31 protein-coding genes and 2 tRNA genes are annotated in these 23674 nt (G+C 51.1%); 16 read left to right on the forward strand and 17 right to left on the reverse strand.

What is annotated here, in order from left to right; translation table 11 throughout:
- Window positions 1–152 precede the first annotated feature (152 nt).
- The 3 genes from ldtD (at window position 153) to A4308_RS11585 (ending at window position 3371) form a co-directional block, all read left to right on the forward strand.
- Window positions 153–1976, forward strand: coding sequence for a L,D-transpeptidase (gene ldtD, locus A4308_RS11575; RefSeq protein WP_014883229.1), 1824 nt, complete (start codon window positions 153–155; stop codon window positions 1974–1976).
- A 175-nt stretch (window positions 1977–2151) separates the two neighbouring features.
- Window positions 2152–2703, forward strand: a complete 552-nt coding sequence (locus A4308_RS11580) for a YcbK family protein (protein WP_014883230.1) — start codon at window positions 2152–2154, stop codon at window positions 2701–2703.
- A 20-nt stretch (window positions 2704–2723) separates the two neighbouring features.
- Window positions 2724–3371: an MBL fold metallo-hydrolase gene (locus A4308_RS11585; protein WP_045134657.1), complete on the forward strand. Its 648-nt coding sequence runs from the start codon at window positions 2724–2726 to the stop codon at window positions 3369–3371.
- Between the two features lie 52 nt (window positions 3372–3423).
- On the opposite strand, the gene aspC is transcribed toward A4308_RS11585, so the two are convergent.
- The 17 genes from aspC to A4308_RS11665 form a co-directional block, all read right to left on the reverse strand.
- Window positions 3424–4614, reverse strand: coding sequence for an aspartate transaminase (gene aspC, locus A4308_RS11590; protein ID WP_014883232.1), 1191 nt, complete (start codon window positions 4612–4614; stop codon window positions 3424–3426).
- Window positions 4615–4798: 184 nt separating this feature from the next.
- On the reverse strand, window positions 4799–5905 hold the full coding sequence (locus tag A4308_RS11595) for a porin (protein ID WP_014883233.1): 1107 nt from the start codon (window positions 5903–5905) through the stop codon (window positions 4799–4801).
- 607 nt (window positions 5906–6512) lie between these two features.
- Window positions 6513–7913, reverse strand: coding sequence for an asparagine--tRNA ligase (asnS, locus tag A4308_RS11600; protein WP_014883234.1), 1401 nt, complete (start codon window positions 7911–7913; stop codon window positions 6513–6515).
- Window positions 7914–8077: 164 nt separating this feature from the next.
- Window positions 8078–9280 (reverse strand): nicotinate phosphoribosyltransferase, encoded by a 1203-nt coding sequence (pncB, locus tag A4308_RS11605; protein WP_045281289.1) that lies wholly within the window; start codon window positions 9278–9280, stop codon window positions 8078–8080.
- A gap of 184 nt (window positions 9281–9464) precedes the next feature.
- Window positions 9465–10757, reverse strand: a complete 1293-nt coding sequence (locus A4308_RS11610) for a tyrosine-type recombinase/integrase (RefSeq protein ID WP_063308521.1) — start codon at window positions 10755–10757, stop codon at window positions 9465–9467.
- Window positions 10758–10801: 44 nt separating this feature from the next.
- A complete protein-coding gene (locus A4308_RS11615) occupies window positions 10802–11059 on the reverse strand; it encodes an excisionase family protein (RefSeq protein WP_013097283.1) in 258 nt (85 codons plus the stop codon).
- Window positions 11043–11414 (reverse strand): hypothetical protein, encoded by a 372-nt coding sequence (locus tag A4308_RS11620; protein WP_047345118.1) that lies wholly within the window; start codon window positions 11412–11414, stop codon window positions 11043–11045. Before A4308_RS11620 ends, A4308_RS11615 begins: the two co-directional genes overlap by 17 nt.
- A gap of 2 nt (window positions 11415–11416) precedes the next feature.
- Window positions 11417–12160: an ORF6N domain-containing protein gene (locus A4308_RS11625; protein WP_047345117.1), complete on the reverse strand. Its 744-nt coding sequence runs from the start codon at window positions 12158–12160 to the stop codon at window positions 11417–11419.
- Window positions 12161–12205: 45 nt separating this feature from the next.
- Entirely contained in the window at window positions 12206–13033 is an 828-nt protein-coding gene (locus tag A4308_RS11630; RefSeq protein ID WP_042889584.1) for an SPFH domain-containing protein, read from the reverse strand.
- Entirely contained in the window at window positions 13030–13224 is a 195-nt protein-coding gene (locus tag A4308_RS11635; RefSeq protein WP_045326846.1) for a hypothetical protein, read from the reverse strand. The genes A4308_RS11630 and A4308_RS11635 overlap by 4 nt, the downstream gene beginning before the upstream one ends.
- On the reverse strand, window positions 13224–13631 hold the full coding sequence (locus A4308_RS11640) for a hypothetical protein (protein WP_058684728.1): 408 nt from the start codon (window positions 13629–13631) through the stop codon (window positions 13224–13226). Before A4308_RS11640 ends, A4308_RS11635 begins: the two co-directional genes overlap by 1 nt.
- Window positions 13628–13867 carry a ParE family toxin-like protein gene (locus A4308_RS22970; RefSeq protein WP_419095430.1) on the reverse strand — a complete coding sequence of 80 codons (240 nt, stop codon included), beginning with the start codon at window positions 13865–13867 and terminating at the stop codon, window positions 13628–13630. The genes A4308_RS11640 and A4308_RS22970 overlap by 4 nt, the downstream gene beginning before the upstream one ends.
- A complete protein-coding gene (locus A4308_RS11645; RefSeq protein WP_063308522.1) occupies window positions 13821–14228 on the reverse strand; it encodes a hypothetical protein in 408 nt (135 codons plus the stop codon). Before A4308_RS11645 ends, A4308_RS22970 begins: the two co-directional genes overlap by 47 nt.
- Window positions 14221–14451: a hypothetical protein gene (locus A4308_RS11650; protein WP_063308523.1), complete on the reverse strand. Its 231-nt coding sequence runs from the start codon at window positions 14449–14451 to the stop codon at window positions 14221–14223. The genes A4308_RS11645 and A4308_RS11650 overlap by 8 nt, the downstream gene beginning before the upstream one ends.
- A 106-nt stretch (window positions 14452–14557) precedes the next feature.
- Window positions 14558–14947: a S24 family peptidase gene (locus A4308_RS11655; protein WP_063308524.1), complete on the reverse strand. Its 390-nt coding sequence runs from the start codon at window positions 14945–14947 to the stop codon at window positions 14558–14560.
- Window positions 14948–15013: 66 nt separating this feature from the next.
- On the reverse strand, window positions 15014–15445 hold the full coding sequence (locus A4308_RS11660) for a helix-turn-helix domain-containing protein (RefSeq protein WP_063308525.1): 432 nt from the start codon (window positions 15443–15445) through the stop codon (window positions 15014–15016).
- Window positions 15446–15645: 200 nt separating this feature from the next.
- Window positions 15646–16278, reverse strand: a complete 633-nt coding sequence (locus A4308_RS11665) for a LexA family protein (protein WP_063308526.1) — start codon at window positions 16276–16278, stop codon at window positions 15646–15648.
- 110 nt (window positions 16279–16388) lie between these two features.
- Between A4308_RS11665 and A4308_RS21820 the strand changes: the two genes are divergently transcribed.
- The 13 genes from A4308_RS21820 to A4308_RS21830 all read left to right on the forward strand — a co-directional run bounded on the left by A4308_RS21820 (window position 16389) and on the right by A4308_RS21830 (window position 23627).
- Window positions 16389–16604 carry a helix-turn-helix domain-containing protein gene (locus tag A4308_RS21820; protein ID WP_071890822.1) on the forward strand — a complete coding sequence of 72 codons (216 nt, stop codon included), beginning with the start codon at window positions 16389–16391 and terminating at the stop codon, window positions 16602–16604.
- Entirely contained in the window at window positions 16601–17512 is a 912-nt protein-coding gene (locus A4308_RS11670) for a helix-turn-helix domain-containing protein (protein ID WP_063308527.1), read from the forward strand. Before A4308_RS21820 ends, A4308_RS11670 begins: the two co-directional genes overlap by 4 nt.
- A 15-nt stretch (window positions 17513–17527) precedes the next feature.
- Entirely contained in the window at window positions 17528–18409 is an 882-nt protein-coding gene (locus tag A4308_RS11675; RefSeq protein WP_063308528.1) for an ATP-binding protein, read from the forward strand.
- A complete protein-coding gene (locus A4308_RS11680) occupies window positions 18406–19785 on the forward strand; it encodes a replicative DNA helicase (protein WP_063308529.1) in 1380 nt (459 codons plus the stop codon). Before A4308_RS11675 ends, A4308_RS11680 begins: the two co-directional genes overlap by 4 nt.
- 27 nt (window positions 19786–19812) lie before the next feature.
- A complete protein-coding gene (locus A4308_RS11685; protein WP_047363380.1) occupies window positions 19813–20628 on the forward strand; it encodes an antitermination protein in 816 nt (271 codons plus the stop codon).
- 143 nt (window positions 20629–20771) lie between these two features.
- Window positions 20772–20846 (forward strand) — tRNA-Asn (locus A4308_RS11690).
- Between the two features lie 5 nt (window positions 20847–20851).
- Window positions 20852–20926, forward strand: a tRNA-Thr gene (locus A4308_RS11695).
- 219 nt (window positions 20927–21145) lie between these two features.
- Window positions 21146–21652 carry an HNH endonuclease gene (locus A4308_RS11700; RefSeq protein WP_231867137.1) on the forward strand — a complete coding sequence of 169 codons (507 nt, stop codon included), beginning with the start codon at window positions 21146–21148 and terminating at the stop codon, window positions 21650–21652.
- Window positions 21653–21754: 102 nt separating this feature from the next.
- A complete protein-coding gene (locus A4308_RS11705) occupies window positions 21755–21979 on the forward strand; it encodes a class II holin family protein (protein WP_023622516.1) in 225 nt (74 codons plus the stop codon).
- Window positions 21957–22451 (forward strand): lysozyme, encoded by a 495-nt coding sequence (locus A4308_RS11710; RefSeq protein ID WP_044901837.1) that lies wholly within the window; start codon window positions 21957–21959, stop codon window positions 22449–22451. The genes A4308_RS11705 and A4308_RS11710 overlap by 23 nt, the downstream gene beginning before the upstream one ends.
- Complete coding sequence (locus A4308_RS11715; protein WP_063308530.1) at window positions 22448–22825, forward strand: DUF2570 domain-containing protein; 378 nt, start codon at window positions 22448–22450, stop codon at window positions 22823–22825. The genes A4308_RS11710 and A4308_RS11715 overlap by 4 nt, the downstream gene beginning before the upstream one ends.
- Entirely contained in the window at window positions 22806–22982 is a 177-nt protein-coding gene (gene lysC, locus A4308_RS22920; protein WP_071890824.1) for an Rz1-like lysis system protein LysC, read from the forward strand. Before A4308_RS11715 ends, lysC begins: the two co-directional genes overlap by 20 nt.
- 207 nt (window positions 22983–23189) lie before the next feature.
- Entirely contained in the window at window positions 23190–23627 is a 438-nt protein-coding gene (locus A4308_RS21830; protein WP_071890826.1) for a hypothetical protein, read from the forward strand.
- Window positions 23628–23674: the final 47 nt, after the last annotated feature.

Genomic DNA, 23674 nt, shown 5'->3' on the forward strand with positions numbered 1-23674 from the left:
AAAGCGCCGCTTTTTTTATTCACTTAACTTGTGCTTAGGGCTGCGTTATCTTTAAACTTCTTTACATAAGGTAAGGCAACAGGTTTGCCGTCTACCTATAATAAAAGAAAGCCCCACCGTGATGGGCATGTCGTGAAAACAGGGGGCAAGGGATGTTGCTAAAGAAAGAATGTGGTCGTCAGCTGTCTGCGCTGAGTTTATGCCTGGCAGTGATGTTTGCTCCACTGTTAACCGCCCAGGCCGACGAGCCTGAAATTGTGCCGACGGACAGCTCCGCAGCGACAGGCGCGCAGCCGACGTCATTGTCTCAGCCGCTGGAACAGTCTCCGGCGACCGCCGTCATGGCCGGCATTAAGCCGTTGCCGGAAGGCATCGATATCGAATCGCTTAGCCAGCAGCTCCTCTCAGGGTTGCCGTCAGGCTACACGCCCGCCTATATCAATCAGCTCACGCTGCTTTATGCTGCCCGGGACATGAAACCCATGTGGGAAGACCGTGATGCCGTGCGCGCGTTCCAGCAGCAGCTGGCAGAAGTGGCGATTGCGGGTTTTCAGCCGCAGTTTACGAAGTGGGTTGAGCTGTTAACCGATCCAGCCGTCACTGGCCAGGCGCGGGACGTGGTGCTTTCCGATGCCATGATGGGCTATCTGCAGTTTGTGGCGGGTATTCCGGTCAACGGCAACCGCTGGTTATATAGCGATAAGCCCTACAAGCTGGCGACGCCAGCGCTGTCGGTGATCAACCAGTGGCAGCTGGCGCTGGATAATGGCGATCTGCCGCGCTTTATTGCCAGTCTCGCCCCGGCGCACCCGCAGTATGCCACCCTGCATGAGTCGCTCCTCGCGCTGGTGGGCGACTCGCGTCCCTGGCCGCAAATGCGGGGTACCGCGACGCTGCGTCCAGGCCAGTGGAGCAGCGATGTTCCTGCTCTGCGCGAAATCCTGAAACGCTCCGGTATTCTTGAGGGCGGGCCGAAGATTGCCCTGCCGGGCGACGATCCGCAAAGCGCGGTTGTGAGCCCGTCAGCGCCGGTGAAAGAGAAGAAGGCCGCTCTCCTGAGCGATAAACCTGCGGCATACGATCGCGAACTGGTTGCTGCGGTTAAGCAATTCCAGGCTGCGCAGGGGCTGGGTGCCGACGGGGTAATAGGTCCGTCAACGCGCGACTGGCTTAACGTCTCTCCTGCGCAGCGGGCAGGGGTGCTGGCACTGAATATTCAGCGTTTGCGCCTGCTGCCGGGCACCTTGTCCACAGGCATTATGGTGAATATTCCGGCCTATTCCCTGGTCTATTATCAGGATGGCAGCGAAAAACTGGCCTCGCGCGTCATTGTCGGGCGTCCGGATCGTAAAACACCGATGATGAGCAGCGCGTTAAATAACGTGGTGGTTAACCCACCGTGGAACGTGCCGCCGACGCTGGCACGTAAAGACATTCTGCCAAAGGTCTGGAACGATCCGGGTTATCTGGAACGTCATGGCTATACGGTGATGCGCGGCTGGAACAGTAAAGAGGCGATTGATCCTTACATGGTCGACTGGTCGACGATTACGGCTTCCAACCTGCCGTTCCGCTTCCAGCAGGCTCCCGGGGCGCATAACTCCCTGGGGCGTTACAAATTCAATATGCCGAGTTCAGATGCTATCTATCTGCACGATACGCCGAACCACAACTTGTTCCAGAAAGATACCCGGGCCCTCAGTTCAGGCTGCGTGCGCGTAAACAAAGCCTCGGAGCTGGCCAATATGCTGTTGCAGGATGCGGGCTGGAACGATACGCGTATTTCTGACGCCCTGAAACAGGGGGATACGCGCTACGTGAATATTCGACACAACATTCCGGTCAATCTTTACTATCTGACGGCGTTTGTGGGTGAAGACGGGCGCACTCAGTATCGTACAGATATTTACAATTATGATCTCACTGCGCGATCCGGCGCACAAATTTTGCCAAAAGCGGAACAATTAATCAGGTAAATGAAGTAGTTCGGGAAAAATGATTGTCGTAAGTTATGGTGAATAGGGGGCGATATCGCTGTAAGCCGCGTATTCACTGGGGTTGGGCGCCTTGACGTACCCCGTTTTGCCAGTTAAGGTGCCCTTCGTGCGCTAAGCATACTTACGATTTCATTGACCTGTAGACCTGATTATCATGGACAAATTTGACGCTAATCGCCGCAAACTGCTGGCGTTAGGTGGTGTTGCGCTTGGCGCAGCGGCCATCTTGCCGACGCCAGCATTTGCCACCCTCTCGACACCTCGTCCGCGAGTTTTAACGCTCAACAATCTTCATACCGGTGAGTCGCTAAAAGCGGAGTTTTTCGATGGCAGAGGCTATATTCAGGATGAATTAGCAAGACTCAACCATTTTTTCCGTGATTTCCGCGCGAATAAAGTAAAAGCCATCGACCCAGGATTGTTTGATCAGTTGTTCCGCCTTCAGGGCCTGCTGGGCACCAGGAAGCCCGTGCAGCTCATTTCTGGTTATCGCTCACTGGATACCAATAATGAACTACGCGCCCATAGCCGTGGGGTAGCGAAAAAAAGCTATCACACGAAGGGACAGGCAATGGATTTCCATATTGAAGGCGTTTCGTTAGCCAATATTCGCAAAGCTGCGTTATCTATGCGCGCAGGTGGTGTAGGATATTACCCCAGCAGCAACTTTGTGCATATTGATACCGGTCCGGTCCGGCACTGGTAATAACGAAACACAGGAGCAGTATGAACTATCGTATTATTCCGGTTACCGCGTTCTCCCAGAACTGTTCATTGATCTGGTGCGAGCAAACCAAACTGGCCGCGCTTGTTGATCCCGGCGGCGACGCCGAGAAAATCAAGCAGGAAGTCGCCGACAGCGGTGTGACGCTGATGCAGATTTTACTGACGCATGGTCATCTCGATCATGTTGGCGCAGCGGCAGAGCTGGCACAGCATTTTAGTGTGCCGATCATCGGTCCGGAAAAAGAAGATGAGTTCTGGCTGCAGGGGTTACCTGCCCAAAGCCGCATGTTTGGCCTTGATGAGTGTCAGCCTCTGACGCCCGATCGCTGGCTGAACGAAGGAGAGCGCGTTAACGTAGGGAATGTGACTTTACAGGTGTTGCATTGTCCTGGGCATACGCCAGGCCATATCGTCTTCTTTGATGACCAGTCTCGTCTGCTGATTTCGGGCGACGTGATTTTCAAAGGCGGCGTAGGACGCAGCGATTTTCCGCGCGGCGATCACGGGCAGCTGATTCAGTCGATCAAACAGAAGTTATTGCCGCTGGGTGATGACGTGACGTTTATTCCTGGACACGGTCCGATGTCGACGCTGGGCTATGAACGGCTCCATAATCCGTTCCTTCAGGATGAGATGCCTGTCTGGTAAACCTGGATAAATAAAAAAGCCTGCTGAACGCAGGCTTTTTTATGGGCGTAAATTACAGTACGGCGACAATCGCTTCGCACAGAGGCGCCATGTTGTCAGGCGTCATCCCTGCCACGTTCACGCGACCGGAAGCCACGGCGTATACGCCAAACTCTTCACGCAGACGCAGAACCTGCTCTTTGGTCAGGCCGCTGAAAGAGAACATGCCGTTCTGTTTGATGATGAAGCTGAAGTCACGGTCTGCGCCTTTCTCGGCCAGAGTATTAACAAACAGCAGACGCATACGCTGGATACGCTGGCGCATATCGTTCAGCTCTTGTTCCCAGATCGCGCGCAGCGCATCGTTGCTGAGAATGGTCGCAACAACGGACGCGCCGTGTGCCGGTGGGTTAGAGTAGTTCGCGCGGATAACCGATTTCATCTGGCTGAAGGCACGATCGACGGTTTCGTCGTTAGCTGCAACCAGCGTACAGGCACCTACGCGCTCATTGTACAGACCGAAGTTCTTGGAGTAGGAGCTGGCAACGATTAATTCCTGGTGTACGGCTGCAAAAGCGCGCAGGCCTTCTGCATCTTCTTCCAGTCCACGGGCGAAGCCCTGATAGGCGAAGTCAAACAGCGGCAGCCAGCCTTTCTCTACGGAGAGTTTAGCCAGCTGTTCCCACTGCTCAAGCGTCGGGTCGATACCGGTTGGGTTATGGCAGCAGCCGTGGAACAGCACCACATCACCCGCCTGCGCTTCGTTCAGGCTTGCCAGCAGGCCATCAAAGTCGAGAGCATGGTTTGCCGCGTCGTAGTAAGCGTATTCGCGCACTTCCAGACCTGCAGAGTTAAAGACGCTCTTGTGGTTCGGCCAGCTTGGGTTGCTCACCCAGACACGCTTAACAGAGGTGTTTTTCGCAAGGAAATCCGCCGCCACACGCAGTGCGCCGGTACCGCCTGGTGTCTGTGCTGTACGCGCACGTTTGTCACTCACAATTGCGCTACCTTTACCGAACAGCAGCTCCTGCGTGCAGCGACCAAATTCAGGAATACCATCAATACCGAGGTAGTTTTTGGTGGTTTCATTTTCCAGCAGATACTGCTCAGCTTTCTTAACGCTGGTCAGTACCGGAGTTTTGCCGGTTTCATCTTTATATACACCAATACCCAGGTTGATTTTGCCAGGGCGGTCGTCGGCACGAAACAGATCGGCCAGGCCCAGAATTGGGTCGGCAGGAGCGGCGGTAATGTTCTCAAACATGACGAAGTTCCATTGTGATTACAGAAGTGAAATCCGCTATCAGGTTAACGGTAGATTTACAAAATGCCAACCGTTTGCGACGAAAAGCGTGCGGCTTTTCAAAAGTCGCCATTATTTTCTGTCAGGCATAAAAAAACAGGGCCGAAGCCCTGTTCATTAAGCATATAACAAAGTGGTGTTCTGATTAGAACTGGTAGGTTACACCCACAGCAGCCATATCGTCGTTGCCGTTCAGACCGCCAACCGCTTTCGCGTAGTCGGTGTCTTTGTCCAGCAGGTTGATGTAGTAGTCAGCCCACACGTTGAAGTTTTTGTTGAAGTAGTAAGTGGTACCCACCTGGATGAATTTAGCCAGGTCTGCATCGCCACCGCTGAAGCCGCCGACGGCAGCCAGGTCTTTACCTTTGGTCTGCACGTAGGAGATGGCTGGACGCAGGCCGAAGTCGAACTGGTACTGAGCAACCACTTCGAAGTTCTGCGTTTTGTTAGCAAAACCAGCATCACCGCTAGAACCGGTACGGGTGGTGTTACGGGTTTCTGCATAGGTGGTTGCCAGGTACAGGTTGTTAGCGTCATATTTCAGACCAACACCCCATGCTTCAGCTTTGTCACCCTGACCATCAGCTTTCTGGTTCAGAGTACGGTTAGCGTTGCTGTAAGATGCGATTGCACCGAAGCCTTCGCCGAAGTCGTAACCCAGGGAGTAACCTACGCCGTCACCGTTAGAGGTTTTAACGTCAGCACGGTCGTTTTTACCCTGGTACTGTACGCCCAGGCTCAGACCGTCAACCAGACCGAAGAAATCGCTGTTACGGTAGGTCAGCAGGCCGGTGCTACGGCTGGTCATAAAGTTATCAACGTAGTTACCGCCCCAGGTCATACCTGAGAAGGACGGTGCCATATCGGTGTATGACTCAACGTCGTAAACGATACCGTAGTTACGACCGTAGTCGATGCTGCCAGCGTCGCCCGCTTTCAGACCGGCAAAGGCCAGACGGTTTTTGTTTTTCTGTGCAGTGTTTTCCGCATCATTGGCCATGAAGCGGTATTCCCACTGGCCGTAACCGGTCAGCTGGTCGTTGATCTGAGTTTCGCCTTTGAAACCGATCTGCGCGTAAGTTGCGTCGTTGTTGTTAGTGTTATCACCAGAGGTCACGAAATCGTGCTCGGCGTTAACTTTCCCGTAGAAGTCCAGTTTGTTGCCGTTCTTGTTATAGATTTCTGCAGCGTTAGCTGCACCGGCTACCAGCAGGGCAGGGATTACCACTGCCAGAATATTGCGCTTCATCATTATTTATTACCCTCATTGGTTTTTTTATGACACTCGCCACTGCCGTCAATAAATTCTGTCAATAAATATTTCCGGAACTATTGATGAGAGTTAGGTGTCTTTATGTATCTGACAGGCATCTTTCCATTCACCGAAGCGTTTCGCTAGCCTGAAAGTGCTACAATTCTCAAGATTGAGTTACAAAAAGAAAATATGTGTAACTAAATGTGAATTTTTCGGAACTTTGTGAACCATCTCAAATTTCAGAACGCCCTGGCGAATTAAACAGCAGATTGTTTCCTATATATATGAATTCCTTATGATTAATTTGGATAAAGGCAATTCCTATAAACAGATGTTAAACGACTCGTTTTTTCTTATGACCGAAAAAAGACTTCTGGATGGCTGAAAAAGTGGTTGAAAATTGTGCTATTGCTTGAGGGTGTAATAATCGCAATAAGAATAGGGTTTATTTTTTGTGGCTAGATGTTTCTCGGAAACAAAACGTAACAGGTAGTGGTTGTGACGGGGTGGTGCTTTAAAAACACTGACTTTGCGCTGACGAAAACTGACAGTGCAGAATAAAATAATGGCCAGCAAATGCTGGCCATGGTCTGTTTTTTTGCTCTTAGAAGCTGGCGTTACGTGGCGTACGCGGGAACGGAATCACATCACGCACGTTCTGAACACCGGTAACGTAGGCGATCAGACGCTCGAAGCCCAGGCCGAAACCTGAATGCGGAACGGTGCCGTAACGACGAAGATCGCGATACCAGCTGTAGTCCGCAGGATTGAGACCCATCTCTTCCATGCGCGCGTCCAGCACATCCAGACGTTCTTCACGCTGAGAACCACCGATGATTTCACCGATGCCAGGCGCCAGGACGTCCATCGCTGCGACGGTTTTACCGTCTTCGTTAAGGCGCATATAGAAGGCCTTGATGTCTTTCGGGTAGTTTTTAACGACAACCGGCGCTTTGAAATGTTTCTCGGCCAGATAGCGTTCGTGCTCAGACGCCAGGTCAACGCCCCAGTAAACCGGGTTCTCGAACTTCTCACCGCATTTCTCGAGGATCGCAACCGCGTCGGTATAGTCCACCTGCGCAAAGTCGGCAGAGACAAAACGTTCCAGACGGGCGACCGCATCGCTGTCTACGCGCTCAGCGAAGAACTTCATATCGTCCGGACGCTCTTCCAGCACCGCTTTGAAGACGTACTTCAGCATCGCTTCTGCCAGACCGGCGACATCGTCGAGGTTAGCAAACGCCACTTCCGGCTCCAGCATCCAGAATTCCGCCAGGTGGCGGCTGGTGTTGGAGTTTTCAGCACGGAAGGTTGGGCCGAAGGTATAAATCTTAGACAGTGCACAGGCGTAGGTTTCGCCGTTGAGCTGACCGGATACCGTCAGGAAGGCCTCTTTACCAAAGAAGTCTTTGTCATAGTCCACTTTACCTTCTGGCGTGCGCGGCAGGTTTTCCATGTCCAGCGTCGAGACGCGGAACATTTCACCCGCACCTTCCGTATCGGAGGCGGTGATCAGTGGGGTAGACACCCAGAAGTAACCCTGCTCATCGAAGAAGCGATGCAGCGCCTGAGCCAGCGTATGGCGCACGCGTGCCACCGCGCCGATCAGGTTGGTACGTGGACGCAGGTGCGCCACTTCACGCAGGTACTCGATGCTGTGACGTTTTGCCGCCATCGGGTAGGTGTCCGGATCTTCAACCCAGCCGGTCACTTCAATTGCAGAGGCCTGAATTTCGAAACTCTGGCCCTGACCCGGAGACGCCACAACCACGCCGGTCACAATGACGGAACAGCCGGTTGTCAGGTGCAGAACGTCATCATTGTAATTGGGCAGAGAATTATTAATGACGGCCTGTACAGGATCAAAGCAGGAACCGTCATAGACGGCGAGGAAGGAGATGCCAGCTTTAGAATCTCGGCGGGTACGCACCCATCCGCGCACGGTGACTTCCTGGTCAACGGCGACACGGCCCTGGAGTACGTCGGCTACAGGCACAACGCTCATAATATTCTCTCTGTTAATAGTCGGAAAAAATAAACACTTGTCCACCCTTATGGGGGATATCTATGTTACCTGCCATCCGCTATCAGACAAGTAAATTTCGCAGTCAAAAGAGAAGAATTGAGAAATAAATAAGGGAAGGGAGCCCTTCAGGCTCCCGTAAGCGCTTAACTGGCTTTTTTGATCTGCGGGAGATCGAAGGCTTTGCGCAATGCGCGGACAAACGCTTTGTCATGGCAGATGGTTTTACCCGGGCTGTCGGAGAGTTTCGCCACCGGCTTGCCGTTACATTCCACCAGCTTTATCACAATATTCAGAGGTTTTACCTGAGGAATGTCGCAGGTCAAACGGGTACCAATCCCGAAGCTCAGGTTCACTCGGGTGTTGAAATGGCGATAAAGTTCAACCGCTTTTGCCAGGTCAAGATTATCGGAGAAAACCAGCACCTTGCTCATCGGGTCAATGCCGAGTTTTTGGTAATGGGCTATCGCCTTCTCGCCCCATTCAACCGGGTCCCCGGAATCGTGGCGTAACCCCTGATAACGCTCAGCAAACTCGGGACCGAAGTCACGCAGGAAGGCATCCATCGTAATGCAGTCGGTGAGGGCGATCCGGAGTTGATTCGGGTACTCCTCAAGCCATGCGGCGAGGGCCGCGCGCTGGCTGTTAGCCAGATCCGGGCTGATTTGCTGATGCGCCTGGAACCACTCGTGCGCCTGGGTGCCCATCGGCGTCAGGTTGAGGCGACGCGCCAGGTCGTAGTTACTGGTGCCCACGAACCACGGCTCCTGCTGCAGACGTTTAACGATGGCCTGCTGAACCTCGCGAGAGAAACGGCGACGGGTGCCGAAATCCATCAGGCGGAAGCGGGACATATCCAGCCCTTCGGTCAGCGTGGTGAAGGCTGCAAGTTTATTTTCCAGCGAGGCGACCGCCTGGGCGACGCCCATTTCCGGCGAACGGTAGCGGTGAGCCAACTCGCTGATCACTGCCAGCAGCGGCACTTCCCACATGATCACTTCCCGCCACGGACCTTCAAGGCGAATATCCAGCTTGCCGTTCTCGTTGGTCACGGTGACCTGCTCCGGCTTATAGCGGAAATCACGCAGCCAGTTCAGGTAATCGGTTTTAAAGAAAGGCAGGCCAGAAAGCCACTGGTATTCATCGTCCTGCAGCGTCAGATGCTGCATCGCATCGACCTGTTCACGAATGGAGTCTGCGTAGATACCGAGCAAATCGTCACCACGGCAGCGGAATTCCGCCGCGACGTGAACGTCATAGTAATGGTGGAAAACGGCTTGCTGCATATGCAGTTTATACGCGTCGGTATCCAGCAACGTATGCAGAACCGGAGAAGCGAATTGAGTCATAGGTGCGCTGTAGCATCCTCTCACGGGAGCGTTTAGTACAATAAACAACTCCGGAGTATACCTTGTTTAGTGATTTATTGAACCCCGATCACAACATAAGCACACTTTATGGTCGAGGGCATTTTGTGCCCCGTGTTATACAAATGTAGCAGTAACGATGCTAACCACTTGAATTTAAGGTTTTCTACTGCGCTACTACCATGCTTTGGGGCAGTGATGGGGCAGTGTGTGAAAGCGCCTGGTTGAGCAGAGCAACCTGCTCTCCACTCTTCTCTGACATCCACTTTCCATACACCTTGTAAACCATCTGTGCATCGGTATGCCCCATCTGAGTTGCTATAAAGTTCGGGTTAGCACCAGCTGATAATGACCAGCACGCATAGGTATGCCGTGACTGATAAGCGTTGCGGTAACGAATACCGGCGCGCTTGATTATCGGAGCCCAAATTTTATTAATCGAATTAACCGCGTAGTGATATCCTGTGCGAGACCCACGTTTGACGCATTGAGGGCTGAAAACGAAAGTGCATGGATGTATGACTGACTGGCCATATTCACGCAAATTCACTTCAACCTCATGCTGCCGGCCAAGGCGCGTCAGTTGGGCCTGATCCCTAAGGGCATCAATAGCTGGTTGTATGAGATAAATCACCCTGTCAGTGCCTGCCTCGGTTTTTGGCAGGGTGAACTCATACGTTTGGGTGAGGTTACGCTTAACCGTAATGGTTCCCGCGGTGAGATCGATGTCTTCCCATGCAAGACCACATAATTCCCCATGCCTCATTCCGGTATAAACGGCGACGGTCCACAGATTTCGCATCTGCTGGTGGCCGCATGCCTGAATGAACCTGATGAACTCGTCGGTCGTGAGTGGATCTGGTTCGTCTTTTGCCTTCCTGAGACGGTTAATTCCGCTAAACGGGTTTTCCTTTGCGTAGCCGTTATCAGCTGCAAACTGGAAGATCTCGGCCATCAGCATCATGTAATTATTCACGGTGGAAGACTTCCGGCCTTTTACCTGTGTCCGGTGATCCTTCTTCATTACATGGAAGCCCGTCAGCAACTCCTTCCTGACATACAGCAAATCTTCAGTGGTAACCGCAGAAACCATTTTATTTTCGCCGATGCGCGGAAGCATGTTTTTTATGATGGATTCATACCTACTCATGGTATTAGAGCTGATCTCCATTCTCTTCAGCTCTGACCATCTTTCGGTAAGCTCCAGCACAGTAATTTCCTTTCTATCCTGACCTAACCGGGCAAGGTTCGGTGAGTTTGGGAATTTTTCTGCATAGTTAAAATTCCCCATCCTTATCGCAAAACAAACCGAAGAACGCAGCTCACCAGCTATCTTGCGATTTTTTGCAGTGTCAGGGACACCGAGGTTTTCCCTGACACGTTTACCTTTATACAGAAACCAGATGCGGAGCGAACCGCCGTGGTTTTCGACGCCTGTCGGGTATGATGCATTAGCCATTGATCCCTCCTGACGTCCAGGAGCGTGGACGAGTGTACTTCTTTTCATGCTGTCTTCGCACCTGGTTGATTTTTTTTCTGCGCCTCGATCCACTGATCAACGGCTTTCCTGTTGTACATGCATTCGCTCGAAGGCTTGGGATTACCATCTGGTGAAATGTGCAGGTACTCGCGGCCCAGCATCCAGGATTCTTTTCTGGCGCGGGTGATGGTTCCGGGCTTGAGCCCGGTAACCGCAATCAGAACCTTTTCGCTAACCCAGTCATTCGGCACCAGAAGAACGATTTCAGCACTGGTTTGCATGGATCTCCTCCATTTTCTCTTTAGCCAGACGCACGCAACGCGCAAAAGAGGAGGGCGTTACGATTTCGCGCAGAGCCTGAACCAGGAAGTCGTTGTGCTGCTGGTGCAGCTCCAGGTTGCGCTCTTTTTCCTCATGACGCAGAACTGCCAAACGAGCTGTGATGATTCGACGCTTCCCCTTGATCAGCCGCAGCGCGTTCTCTGCCTTTTTGCGCCATGTGCTCCAGTCAATACTGCTGTTCGATCTCGCCAGTTGCTCTTCAATACTGAGCTGCGCTTCTTCTGCGTTAACAAGCTGCTGCAGGCAATCGCTGATAGTGTTCAGGTTGTTTGTCTCCACGAAGAATTTGTGCATTCTTAACCCTCCCACCCAATCGCCTGGAACAGGCCCATTTTAGGGTGATACCAGCGGGTGCCGCGCGGTTCAGCTTCTGACATCATCTGGCGAAACGCGGCCATAAACGGCTCCAGTTCGACGATAGCCCTTCGTGACAAAAGCCCGTCTGGAGTCATAAATTCGTGCGTGTCTGTCGGGATGCGGTAGGCATTGACCAAATTCCGGCACTTGGCGTCACTCATTCCGCTTTTGGCTACCACCTGGCGGTAACCGACATATCCGGCGCGCATGGTCCCGCGTTTGATGTTCTCCACAGCTTCTGTGACCGTTTCGATCTGCTCTTCAACATGATTCAGGCGCTTCTGCTGGCGAACGGCATCGGCGGCCATTGCGGCGATCATCTCGATTTCTGTCAGCGGCGCGCGAGTGCGGAAATAGTTGTTAACCAGTTCGCGCTGAACCTGCCAGGCAAGATCATCGTTAAATGGCTTCGTCAACATCAGGTAGCCTGATTCGAAAAACACAATCCCTGACGGTGCAAATTTAGAGAATGTCCCTTCCGGGAGGTCCGTACGTATTACGTCCGCACCTAATTCGGCATAATCAACACCGTTGATGAAATGCTCACGGTTTCGGTTGAATGCTGCACGAGCGGTTCCTTCCGGTCGCTGGTGGACTTCATCAATCATCGCCAGCGTCACAACGCGCTGACTGCGATATTCGACTGCCGGCAGTTGTTTGTTATTGATCGTTACTGTGTTCATGCTCGATATCCTTCTGAGTGCCCGGCTTTACGCCGGGCTGGTGAATCACTTAACCTGGATAAATGGAGTATTGGCGCCGCTGGTCATGTACTGGGGCAGAGTGCCGTTCCATTTGTTGATGGCCTCCAGTTGAAGCACCTCAGGGTTTTCGCGCATGGCCTGCCCACGAATCTGGATAGACTTCGCTTCCGCTTCCGCCAACTTCAACTTTGCGTCTGCCTGGCCATCTGCTTCAGCGCGCAGCATGTTTGCTTCAGCTTCACGCTGTTTTACCTCCTGCTCGCGCTGCAGGGTCTTCTGGTTGGCGGTGACTTTGGCGTTGATGCTGTCGATAACTGTCGGCGGGTACTCCGGACGGCCGACGTAAGAAAGGCTGATAACCTGGATTCCTACCGGCCCCATGTCGGACTGGATCTCTTTCAGAGCGTTTTCAAGCAACTCAGCTTTCCCGCCGTCAATGAACTTATCGGTACTCATGCGGCTTGCGAGACGATTAAGGGCATCGGCAATCTTCTGGCGCAGATCGGTATCTGTGATGTCGTCCACGCCTTTGCGATAGGTCTGGAAGACCGTCGTCACTTTGGTTGGATCAACTTTATAGGCGACACCAATGTGATAGCCGATCGTAGTGCCGTCACTCATCTGGAAATTGAATGCGTCGTCGTAGGTTTTCATCTGTTTGAAGGTTGGGAAAATGTAGACCTCTGTGTTCCAGCCTGTCCAATAGCGGCCTACGCCAACCACTTCACCGACGCCTTTGTCGTCTCCCAGCTTATTCACCTTGATACCCACGTTACCGGGCTCGACACGATCGCAACCTACAAGACCGATGGCAGAGAGCGCGATAATTGAAGCCATAATTGCTTTTTTCATTTCTTTTCCTTATTTACGGTTACAACAAGACCCTTACAAATGGCGTAGATGCACGGCGGGGTCAGGATCGCCAGGGCAAAACCGGATAACACTGCTGTGGTGTCCTTCATCGAAATGAGGATCGGAACGAAAAGGCCATAAACGCTGGCGACAATTACCAGCGAGAGAACAACGCGTAAGTAAGCAATCATCAGCGCAGCCCCTCTGGTTTACTGGCCTGCAGTTCTGCCTGCTCTTTCACGAATCGGTCATGCATGGCGTCCCACTTTCCGAGCCACTTACGTGCTTCGCGCTTACGCTCCAGAATTCGGCGAATGCGCCGCATGCAACGGTTATGTGCAAAGAGATATTGCTGTGTGTGCTGGCCCATGCGGTTGACGAGCACACCATTGCTGAAAACAGGTTCGTCTGGTTCGTTGGTGTTCAAACCGGCACGATGAAAAGTTTTGGTTACCATGTAGTGAGCAAGGTTACTGATCGCTGCGTTCCTGCTGAGGAAACGGCGCGAATAGCCGTGTCGTGATACGACGTAAACGGGCTGCAGCTCTTTGGCAAAGGCGCTGTCAATTGAGGTGGTGCTGATGCGTTTATCGTTCATTTCCGGTCCTTAACTTTGCTGTATCGTTCGTGACTCATTACTTCCCAGTTCTTTCCGCCATCGCGGGAGAGTAGCCGCCAGCGATGGTTAACTTTGAGGCTCAAATTCCCGGAGCCGTGCATTCGGCAGGGGTGAATGCGCCTTGCCCTGAACTGGCTTAAAACGTGTACCGCTTTGAGGTGAACCCACTCAGGAATTCGTATCGCTGTAAGTGCCATCAGATCCCCCCATTTCATGACCCTCCGTTTTCGGAGCCTCCACTTTTTGTTTTTTGACGAACTCAACCAGCTCAGAAATGAGTTCGTCGATTAATTCCTTTCCGCTATCTGTGAGGAATTCACCGCTGCCATTAACATCCACAGCGCTGCTGTAAATTCCCTTGATAGCTATTACGCCTTCGACATTCCCGTACTCACTGATCGCGAGCCTTTCGAATTTTCGTAATAATCCATCAAGTAAAATCTCTGTTAATTCGACCGTGTTAATGCCGCCTTTATTGAGTTTAATAACAAGGCAGTTACTGCCCGTTTTTCGCTGGTGGCGTAATAACGCTGCCTTTAAAATTCTGCGTCGGTAGGTGTTAATTAAGTTATTCATGCTTCACGCCTTTTCTTTCAGCTTCATCATTCGCCAGAACAATTTGTTCTTCTTTATCCGTCCAGTCATAAACAGAACCAGCGATATCGTAAGCTAGTCCTAATAGGGCGTTTAATTGATGGCAGTCAAAATCATTGTGGTGGGCATGAATTGTCTGCATGAGAAAATTAAGTTGCTCGGCCTGAACTTTTACGTTCAGAATATTTTGACGTTCCTGAATCATTTTTATCTCCCATATGCCTTTTTAAGGTAAAGCCGAGCGATCACCTCGTAACCGCAAGCCGCATAAAGGCATGCTGTTCTATATGCCGATTTATCAATGATGAAAGTCATACGAAGCGCCTCATTGTCATTGAGGCAATAACCCGGCCATGCACCTGCATATCGCTCTGCTCGTCGGCATCAAGCGTAAAAGTCTCGTAATGATGATTGTCAGAAATTATCACCAGAGAACCGTCCGGCATTGGCTCAACACGCTTAACGAATACGCACGGCCGTCCGAAAACATCGCGGGTAAAAACATAAATACCAGGTCCAGAGACCTTTCCGCCACAGTCAGCAAAAGCGATCAGTTCTAATGGCTGGATGGTTGGTTGCATGGAGTCCCCACCCATCTGGCAAGTCATAATCTTCCCAGGTGTATACTTACCCTTCTCATCAACAAATAATTCACGAGGATAGGCAACTGGCTTATTGATTGGATTAAGTAAATTATTCATTTTCATTTCCTCAGGGTGAGTCTGTCCTCACCCGTAAAGGTGTTAATTAAATAAAATTAATTAGTTTTAGATTCTGTCTGCTTCTCTTGAAAGAATTTCCTGCATTTCATCTAGTTTCTCATAGACGATGGTAAGCGTGCCTATTGCAGATAGTTCTTGAGGCATGCAGTCCATAGCGTTAGAAATGGCCATTCTGCAATTACCGATATCCGCAGCCCATGAGTAAAGATGATTGGATGTTAAATTTTTGGCATTTTCAGTAAACAAACCACACTGTTCATTTCCTGAAATGAGCCACAGAACATCAGAATGAAGAATGTTAGCTAATTGGATTAATTGGTCTGCGAAAGGAATGGATTTTTCTTTTTCCCAGTCATTAATCGTTTCAACTGTTAGCCCGAGGTGATCAGCCAGAAAGTCCTGAGAAAGGCCAAGGGTTGTTCTGCGGTTGAAAATTCTTTGCCCGATAGATTTAGCTATTAGTATGCTCTTGCTCATTTTCAATGGCTCCGTTGTTTGCCGATGAATAAAGCGTACACACTTCGTTGTTTTCTGTAAACAACGTTTGTTGTTTTATTTTTGGTTTTTAACTTAATTATTTGTTTTTTATAGATATAAAATATCCCGAATGTTGTGTGTGTGCTTGGTATAGACAAAAAAAATCCCGCCGAAGCGGGATCTTTGATGAGTGCATTTTTTTATCTTTTACGTCTGTAAATTCGATGCTCAACCATCGTGCCAATTATGGTTAAAGGTATGTCTTGCGATCGAAGGACTGGGTAGTCAGGGTTTAATGGAGTGAGTTCGAAGTTATTGACTCCATGTAACCCTATTCCTGTAGGCCTATACTTTTTAAAAGTTGCCTCGTGCTCGCCATTTTTTGCAACCACAAACTCCCCTGGGGCTGGTTCTATTTCAGGATCTACTATGATGACGTCACCCTGCTTGAAATCCGGCTCCATAGAATCACCTTCAATTCTCAAAGCAAAGGTAAATTGTGACCAGTCCATGTCTGTCATGACATACTCGAAACTTCCATCAAACGCTTCAATAGGGTTCTTATGAGCTAGTGCACCTGCTTGTACGTAGCTTATCAATGGAACACGTTTGGTGCTTACTTCCTCTAATGTCTGGAACGATCCACCGTTCATGAGCCAGTTTGCGTCTGTTTGAAGAGCTTTCGATAACTCAAGGAGGTTCCGTGGTCGCTTTGTTCTTCCGCTTTCGATAGAAACTATCCCCTGCTGAGTAGCGCCAATTTTTTCAGCAAGTTCGGTCTGTGTCATCCCTAACTGTAAACGCCGTTGTTTAACTCTGTCTGAAAGATTCATTTTGCAGCACCTCTTTTTAATGCCCACAGCATACAACAAGCATTGTATTTGACAAACAACGAAATGAGTAATTTAATACTACAATTGTTGTATTGAGTTTGAGGTGATGAATGTCCATATCTTCACGATTAAAGCAGCGCCGTTTAGAGCGCGGATTAACCCAGCAGCAGCTGGGGTTTCTTGCAGGTGTTAAGCAGCAGACTATTCAGCGAATTGAGTCTGGTTCATCGCATAACCCGCGAAATATCATTGAAATTGCCGAGGTACTCGAATGCTCAGCTAAGTGGCTATTACGGGGAACTGAACCGAGAGATACACAGTCATGAGTAGCAAAATTCTCGGTAACGTCTGGGACGCATGCGCCGCGCATGACATTAAGGGTGCAAAGCTGGTGATTATGGCTCGTCTGGCTGACTACTCGAATGATGATGGTGTCTGCTATCCGAGCGTTGAGACCATTTGCCGCCAGCTGGGTTTGGGTGAAAGTACGGTCAGAACCGCCATTGCAGAACTGGAATCTGCCGGTTGGTTGCGTCGTGAATCACGCCGTAAAGGTAATCGCAACACGTCCAATCTTTATCATTTGAATGCTGATCGTCTTGAGGCTCTGGCACGCATTGAGAAGGATAAAGTGGCAGCGCTGAAACAGCAGCGTAGGACTAACGGTTTTCACCCGTCAGATTCTGACCCTTCAAAATCTGAACCGTCAGATTCTGGATGTTCAAACGGTTTTCACCCGTCAGATTCTGACAAAAATGGCGTTTTCACCCGTCAGAATCTGACCCCAGATCCACAAGTAAATTCAAAACATGATCCACAAGTAAATTCAAAACAAGAATCACAAGATATTGGCGTGGGTGGCAAAGCCTCTTCTGAAAATCGCTCTTCCAAAGAGAACTATTCCAACGAGTTCGAGCAGGCCTGGCAGGCGTACCCCAAACGTGCTGGTGGTAATTCCAAAGCCGCTGCCTGGAAAGCCTGGAAAGCTCGAACCAAAGACGGTGTTAACACTATGGCAATGCTGGCTGGCGTAAATCGCTACGCGGCATATGTCCGCGCAACCGGTAGTGCCGGAACGCAGTACGTGAAACAGGCGGCGACATTCTTTGGCCCCGATCGGCACTTTGAAGAATCGTGGCAGGCGCCAGCTGTTGCGGTGAGTGGTCGTCCTGGTGGACTGCCGGTTTCGGGGTTTAGTGAACAAGACTATGGCCAATCAGACTGCAACTGGTAAGCAGGAGAAATCAAAATGCTGAGTATCAAACAACGCGAAGAAAGGGAAGCTCTGGTGGCAAAGCGCGAAGGGCTTCGTGAAGAGATGGCGTTTGCTGTGGAACACAAAAAACCGTGGCAGTGGGGAAGCTGGGAGTCAGGGAACGTCCACGCCGCCGCCTGTGAAAAACATGGTGATTATCAGCGTATTTCCCTCACTGGAAAAGCATATCGTGGCGTTGAAAACGTTAAACACTCCCAGTGCCCGGAGTGTGTGAAAGCGGAACTTGCTGACATTGAATCCAGTCTGCGTACATTACGCGTAGCCGACCTGATGGACAATTCCGGCATCGCAAGACGATTCGAAGCATGTGAATTCGATAACTACCAGGCTATCAACCCGGATGCTGCCAAGAATCTCGCAGCCTGCCAGCGTTATGCCAGCAGCTGGCCTGAGCGACTGAATGCCGGTACCGGGCTTGTTATGACCGGCAATTGCGGCACCGGAAAAAACCACCTGGCAGTGGCCATGGCAAAGAGCATCATCCGCGGACATCTCGCTAAAGTGGAAATCACAGACGTTATGCGTCTCACCCGAGCCGTGAAAAGCACGTGGCGCCACAATGCTGAAATGACCGAGGAAGATGTCATTGAACGTTTCGCCTCACTGGATCTGCTAATTATCGACGAGGTGGGCGTTCAGTTCGGCAGTCCGACTGAAATGACCATCCTTCAGGAAATTATCAATGCCAGGTACGAAAGCATTCTCCCGACAATCCTGATCAGCAATCTCACCTTCGACCAGCTGAAAGAGATGATTGGTGAACGTATCGTGGACAGGGTTACAGATGGTGGCCGCAACCGTCTGGCATTTGGCTGGGGAAGTTTCCGTGCCATCGCGTCAGGAGTTGTAGCATGACTCCTGTCTGGAAAAATGAAGATCTGGAAGGTGCGGTGATCGGCGCAATTTTTCTGCGTGGAGCCGACCCTGAGGTACTGGATATTCTTTCCAGGGTGCCGGCCACCGCTTTCTCGGTACCGCAGTATCGGGAAATCTACACAGGGATCTGCCGTCAGGCGCGTGGAGCCGGCGTTATTGACCCTGTACTGCTCTGCGAAAACATGCCAAAGCACAGCGCAATTATTCTGGACTCGAGCCGTATCGCTTGGGCTAAGTCGGCGCTTGTATCCTACGTTTCCACGCTGGAGCGTAACGCGGCAGTTCGCGACGCTGAAGCTGTGATTGAACGGGCGCTGGCAGATCTGCGTAGTGCTCACAATGGTGATGCGGCTTTATCGGCATTCAGGGCTGCACAGAACAGCATTGCCGCAATTTCTCTGGAAGAAAAGACCGTTCAGCCAGTTCATATCGACGACATTCTTCCTGCTGTGGTGGATCGGGTAGATGCGCGCAACCGTGGGCTTGAAGAAGCCAGAAGCCTCATGACAGGTATCGAAGAGCTGGACGCAAAGACTGGCGGCATTGAACCAACAGACCTGGTGTTTATCGCTGCGCGGCCGTCGATGGGTAAAACTGAATTGGCGCTGGATATCATCGACAAGGTTTCTGAGCAGGGCCGTGGTGTGCTGTTCTTCAGCATGGAAATGCCAAACATCCAGATCGGTGAGCGAATGGTATCTGCTGCCGGCGGTATGTCGGTTTCACGCCTGAAAAAGGCTGCTGATTTTGATGATGAGGACTGGGCCAGGCTGACAAACGGTGTAGAACGGCTGACTGGTCGTAGCATCTGGATGGTTGATTCCACCGATCTGACAGTAGATCAGATTCAACAGATAGCTACCCGCCTGCAACTGGCGCATCCGGAAATAGCGCTGGTGGTGGTGGATTATCTGGCACTCATCAAAATCGAAAGCACTGCACGATATGACCTTGCCGTCGGCGAGGTGTCAAAAGGACTAAAACGTCTGGCTAAATCTAATAAAACGCCGGTGCTTGCCCTGAGCCAGCTTTCTCGTGGCGTTGAGTCGCGGCCCAATAAGCGACCGATGAACTCAGACCTCAAAAACTCGGGTGAGATCGAGGCAGATGCTGATCTGATCATGATGCTTTACCGCGACGAAGTTTATAACCCTGAGTCTCCAGCGAAAGGGATCGCGGAAATTAACGTGACCAAACAGCGAAACGGTGAACTAGGCACGATTTACCGTCGATTCTATAACGGGCACTTCCTGCCAATTGACCAGGAGTTAGCAAAGCAGCGTTCGGCGCCACAGCAGAAAACTCAAACCAGACGATACGCAAAAGATAGGCAATCCAGCAATGCAGACTATTAAAACCATTAAAACAGCGGGGGCAAGCGCATGAAACTGGAAGCATCACTCAAACATTTTAGTCCTCAGGGAATGCACATCAGCGATGACGTGAAAGGAACTTCTCCGGATCGCCTTACAGGAACAGATGTAATGGCGGCGATTGGCACCACCAGCAGCCGTGCGCGCTTCGGCCTGGCGGCGTTCTTCGGTAAAGCGGGAATCAGCAAAACGGATGAACAGCTCGCAGTTCAGGCACTGGCGCGATATGCGATGGATGTCGCACCGAAGAATGTTCGCAAAGCAGCTGGTGGCCAGTTCGGATGGTGTATGCAGATGTTGGCACAATTTGCCTTTGCTGATTACTCACGTTCAGCGGCTACCAGCGTGACGTGTCACAGTTGCAGTGGTACCGGACGAACAACTCGCGAGCAGATTACCCGCAAGGTTTCGTACCCATGGGGTAAAGCTCCATGCTGGGCCTGCCGCTCTCGTGCTGTTCGACCGTCTGACTGGGAGCAGTGGACAGAGGTAACAGAGGTTGTACCGGCGGTCTGTGATGCTTGCGAAGGCAAGGGAACGATCAGCGCCCGTTGTCGTTGCGGCGGTAAAGGCGAGGTTCTAGACCGCAAGGCCACAAGCGAGCGCGGCGCTCCGGTGTTTAAAACCTGCGAGCGCTGCAGCGGAAATGGATTTTCTGCAATCTCCTCGGCGACGGTACACCGTGCCATTCTGAAGCGTCTCCCGGACCTCCATCAATCATCATGGTCACGCAACTGGAAACCCTTCTATGAAATGCTGGTGGACACTCTGCGTCAGGGGGAGCGTCACGCAGCAGTGGAATTTGAGAAGGCGACAACTTATTAATATGATCGGAGAAAATGGCGACACTTTTTTGCACGTTAGTGTTGACTTTGCATAAAACTGTCCTGTATGCTTCTGATTATGGAGTATAACGCCTGTAGATAATTCACTCCGAAAAGCCCGCCATGTTGCGGGTTTTTTTTTCAGGGTCAGAAGCACAGAGGTTGTGCGTTCGGCTGTTAACCGAATGGTCGAAGGTTCGAATCCTTCCTGTCCCGCCAAATTCGCCGGTCTAGTTCAGTGGCAGAACGGCAGCCTTGTAAGCTGCGCGTCAGAGGTTCGATTCCTTTGCCCGGCACCAGAACCCACTACCTGGGACCCTTCGGCCAGAGAGCCTACATTGCCTTACCCTCATCTTCCCGGCCTGTCGCCGGGTTTTTTTCGCGCTTCGCATGCGCTCCCCATTAACGTCGAACCGTTCACTTTGAAATGAGCCTTTGAGGAAGTCAGTTAGTGCTGGCGAGCCTCGACGGGCTGATTTCCTATGCGGCAAAGGTTCATCTCAAAGAAGGCAAACGCCATGTTAAAAGATCCTTCCAAGGAAGAGATTGAAAAATACTTCTTTTGCGACCCAGATGTCGGGAGCATTGTCAGGATAGCCAACTCAAGTACAGCAAAGGCCGGGGAAAACCCAATTTATGTTAACAAGTGTGGTTACCACATGGTCAGCGCTCTGGGTCAGGTGATTGGCCTACACCGAATAGTTTGGATCGTGGCGAAGGGATCTATCCCTGAAGGTATGGAAATTGACCATATCAACGGCGACAAGAGCGACAACAGAATTACAAATCTGCGCCTTTGTACGCCAACACAGAACAGGCAAAACAAGACCAAATATAAAAACAACAAATCTGGCTTTAAGGGTGTTCATTTCGAATCCTCTCCACGGATTAAAAGACCATGGCGAGCAAGGATTGTTGTTAATAAAAAGGCTATCAGCTTGGGAAACTTTATGACCAAGCATGAGGCTCATGAGGCCTATCAAGAAGCAGCCAAAAAATACTTTGGCGAATTCAACAGGTCATAACTTCAGGCAGCAGACAATCAATTCCAGATGCCCCGTAGCTATCGTGTCTGACGGCCTTTCCCACTACACGAACAGCACCCGCTAACTACGCGAGGTGAGAGCATGTATCGCATGGAAAAAATAACCACTGGTGCTGCCTATGGCGCTTCAGCCGGGAGCATCCTAAACGGCATGCTTAATGCCTACAGCCCCGAGCAGTGGAACGCTATCGGCGTGCTGGTGGGTATCATCATTGCCGTACTGACGTATCTGACAAATCTCTATTTCAAGATCCGCGAAGACAACCGACGCAGCAGGAGCCGAGATGAACCCAACGTTGAGGAATAAGCTGGTGGGTGCCATCGTTGGCGGATCCGGAGCAATCACCCTTGCTGCAGTAATGCTGGGCAATGCGGATGGGCTGGAAGGGCGGCGTTATTACGCCTATCAGGATGTGGTCGGCGTCTGGACTGTTTGCGATGGGCACACCGGTGCCGACATTCGCCGCGGTCACCGCTACACCGACAAAGAGTGCGACAACCTCCTGAAGGCGGATCTGCGAAAAGTGGCAAATGCTATCGACCCGCTGATCAAGGTTCGTATCCCTGAGCCTACCCGTGCAGCGCTTTACTCCTTTACCTACAACGTTGGCTCTGGTGCTTTTGCCAGCTCGACGCTGCTGAAGAAGCTGAACTCCGGAGACGTGCCGGGGGCATGCAAAGAACTGCGACGCTGGACGTATGCCGGTGGCAAGCAGTGGAAGGGGCTGATCACCCGGCGCGAGATTGAGCGTGAAGTCTGCGAGTGGGGCCAGAAATGAGCCGATTAACCGCAATCATCTGCGCTGTCGTTATCTGCCTGCTGGTTTCCATGGCCTGGGCGATTAACCACTACCGCGACAACGCCATCACCTACAAAGACCAGCGCGATAAGGCGACGGTCAGGGCCGACACATCAGAGGCGATCACCAATAACGTGATCACCACGATGAACCTCATTCGCGATATCTCACAGGCTACCCAGAATGCAAAGAACGAACTGGCCAAAAAAGGCGAAACGCGCATTGTCTACATCAGGCAGGCGCTTGAAGGCGATCCGTGCGCTAACCAGCTTGTTCCTTCTGCCGCTGCTGACAGCCTGCGGGAATACGCAGACAGTTTACGTCCCGGCTCCAGTGGTTCCGATAAGCGCTGACCTGACAGCAGACACGCCGATCCCCGGAATGGCTATTCCGTTCACGTGGCAGGCAAGTCTTGAGTTAAACGCTCAGCTCTATACGGCGCTGGGGCAGTGCAATCTGGATAAAGCGGCAATCCGCAAAATCGAAGAGGAAAGGCAGCATGCAAAATAGTCAATGTACTCAGGGTTTCGATAACCCATCCAAGTTCCGCGAGGAATGGGATAAGCAGACCCAAGGGAAATAGAGCCTCATCCATGAGGCTCTGACACAGTCTCTCCTCTGGACTTTAAACGTAGAAAACTCGTTTAGTCTCGCAACGACAGGTGTTTACTGAGCGTCTGTGGTATAAAATATCCTCCTAATTTAAAGGGGGTTTTCATGTTTCAAGTAATCTGCTCTTGGCCTTGGTCAACTATATGGGCGGCGGTATCTGCAATATTTACAGCTGCAACTGCGGGCGTAGCATGGTGGGCAATGCGTGTTTGGCGCCAACAGGAGGCTTTAAAAGCTAAAATGGCTCTTAAAATGGCAGTGGCTGAATATTCAAATGCATTATCACAGCTACCTGTAAACCTTGCCTCTCCGCAAATCCGTATCGAGAAAAGGCCTGAAGTAAGAGATCTAAGAATTAAATTAAATGCCGTTATGAATTCATTTCTTGTATGTGAACACATGCTGGAGAGATATCCACGTGTAGTCAGTTGCTGCCGTTCTTTGCCTGAGACCCACAAAGAATACGTTATGGGAAGGGATAACAATATCCAGGTGAAATACATTTGCCACCTTCTTCTTTCGCAACCATTTGTTTTTAAATAAAAGCGTGATTATCAGGCACTACAAGATAAATAGATTGGCTTATCAAT

Source organism: Enterobacter sp. ODB01, assembly GCF_001623605.1.
Taxonomy (GTDB): domain Bacteria; phylum Pseudomonadota; class Gammaproteobacteria; order Enterobacterales; family Enterobacteriaceae; genus Enterobacter; species Enterobacter kobei.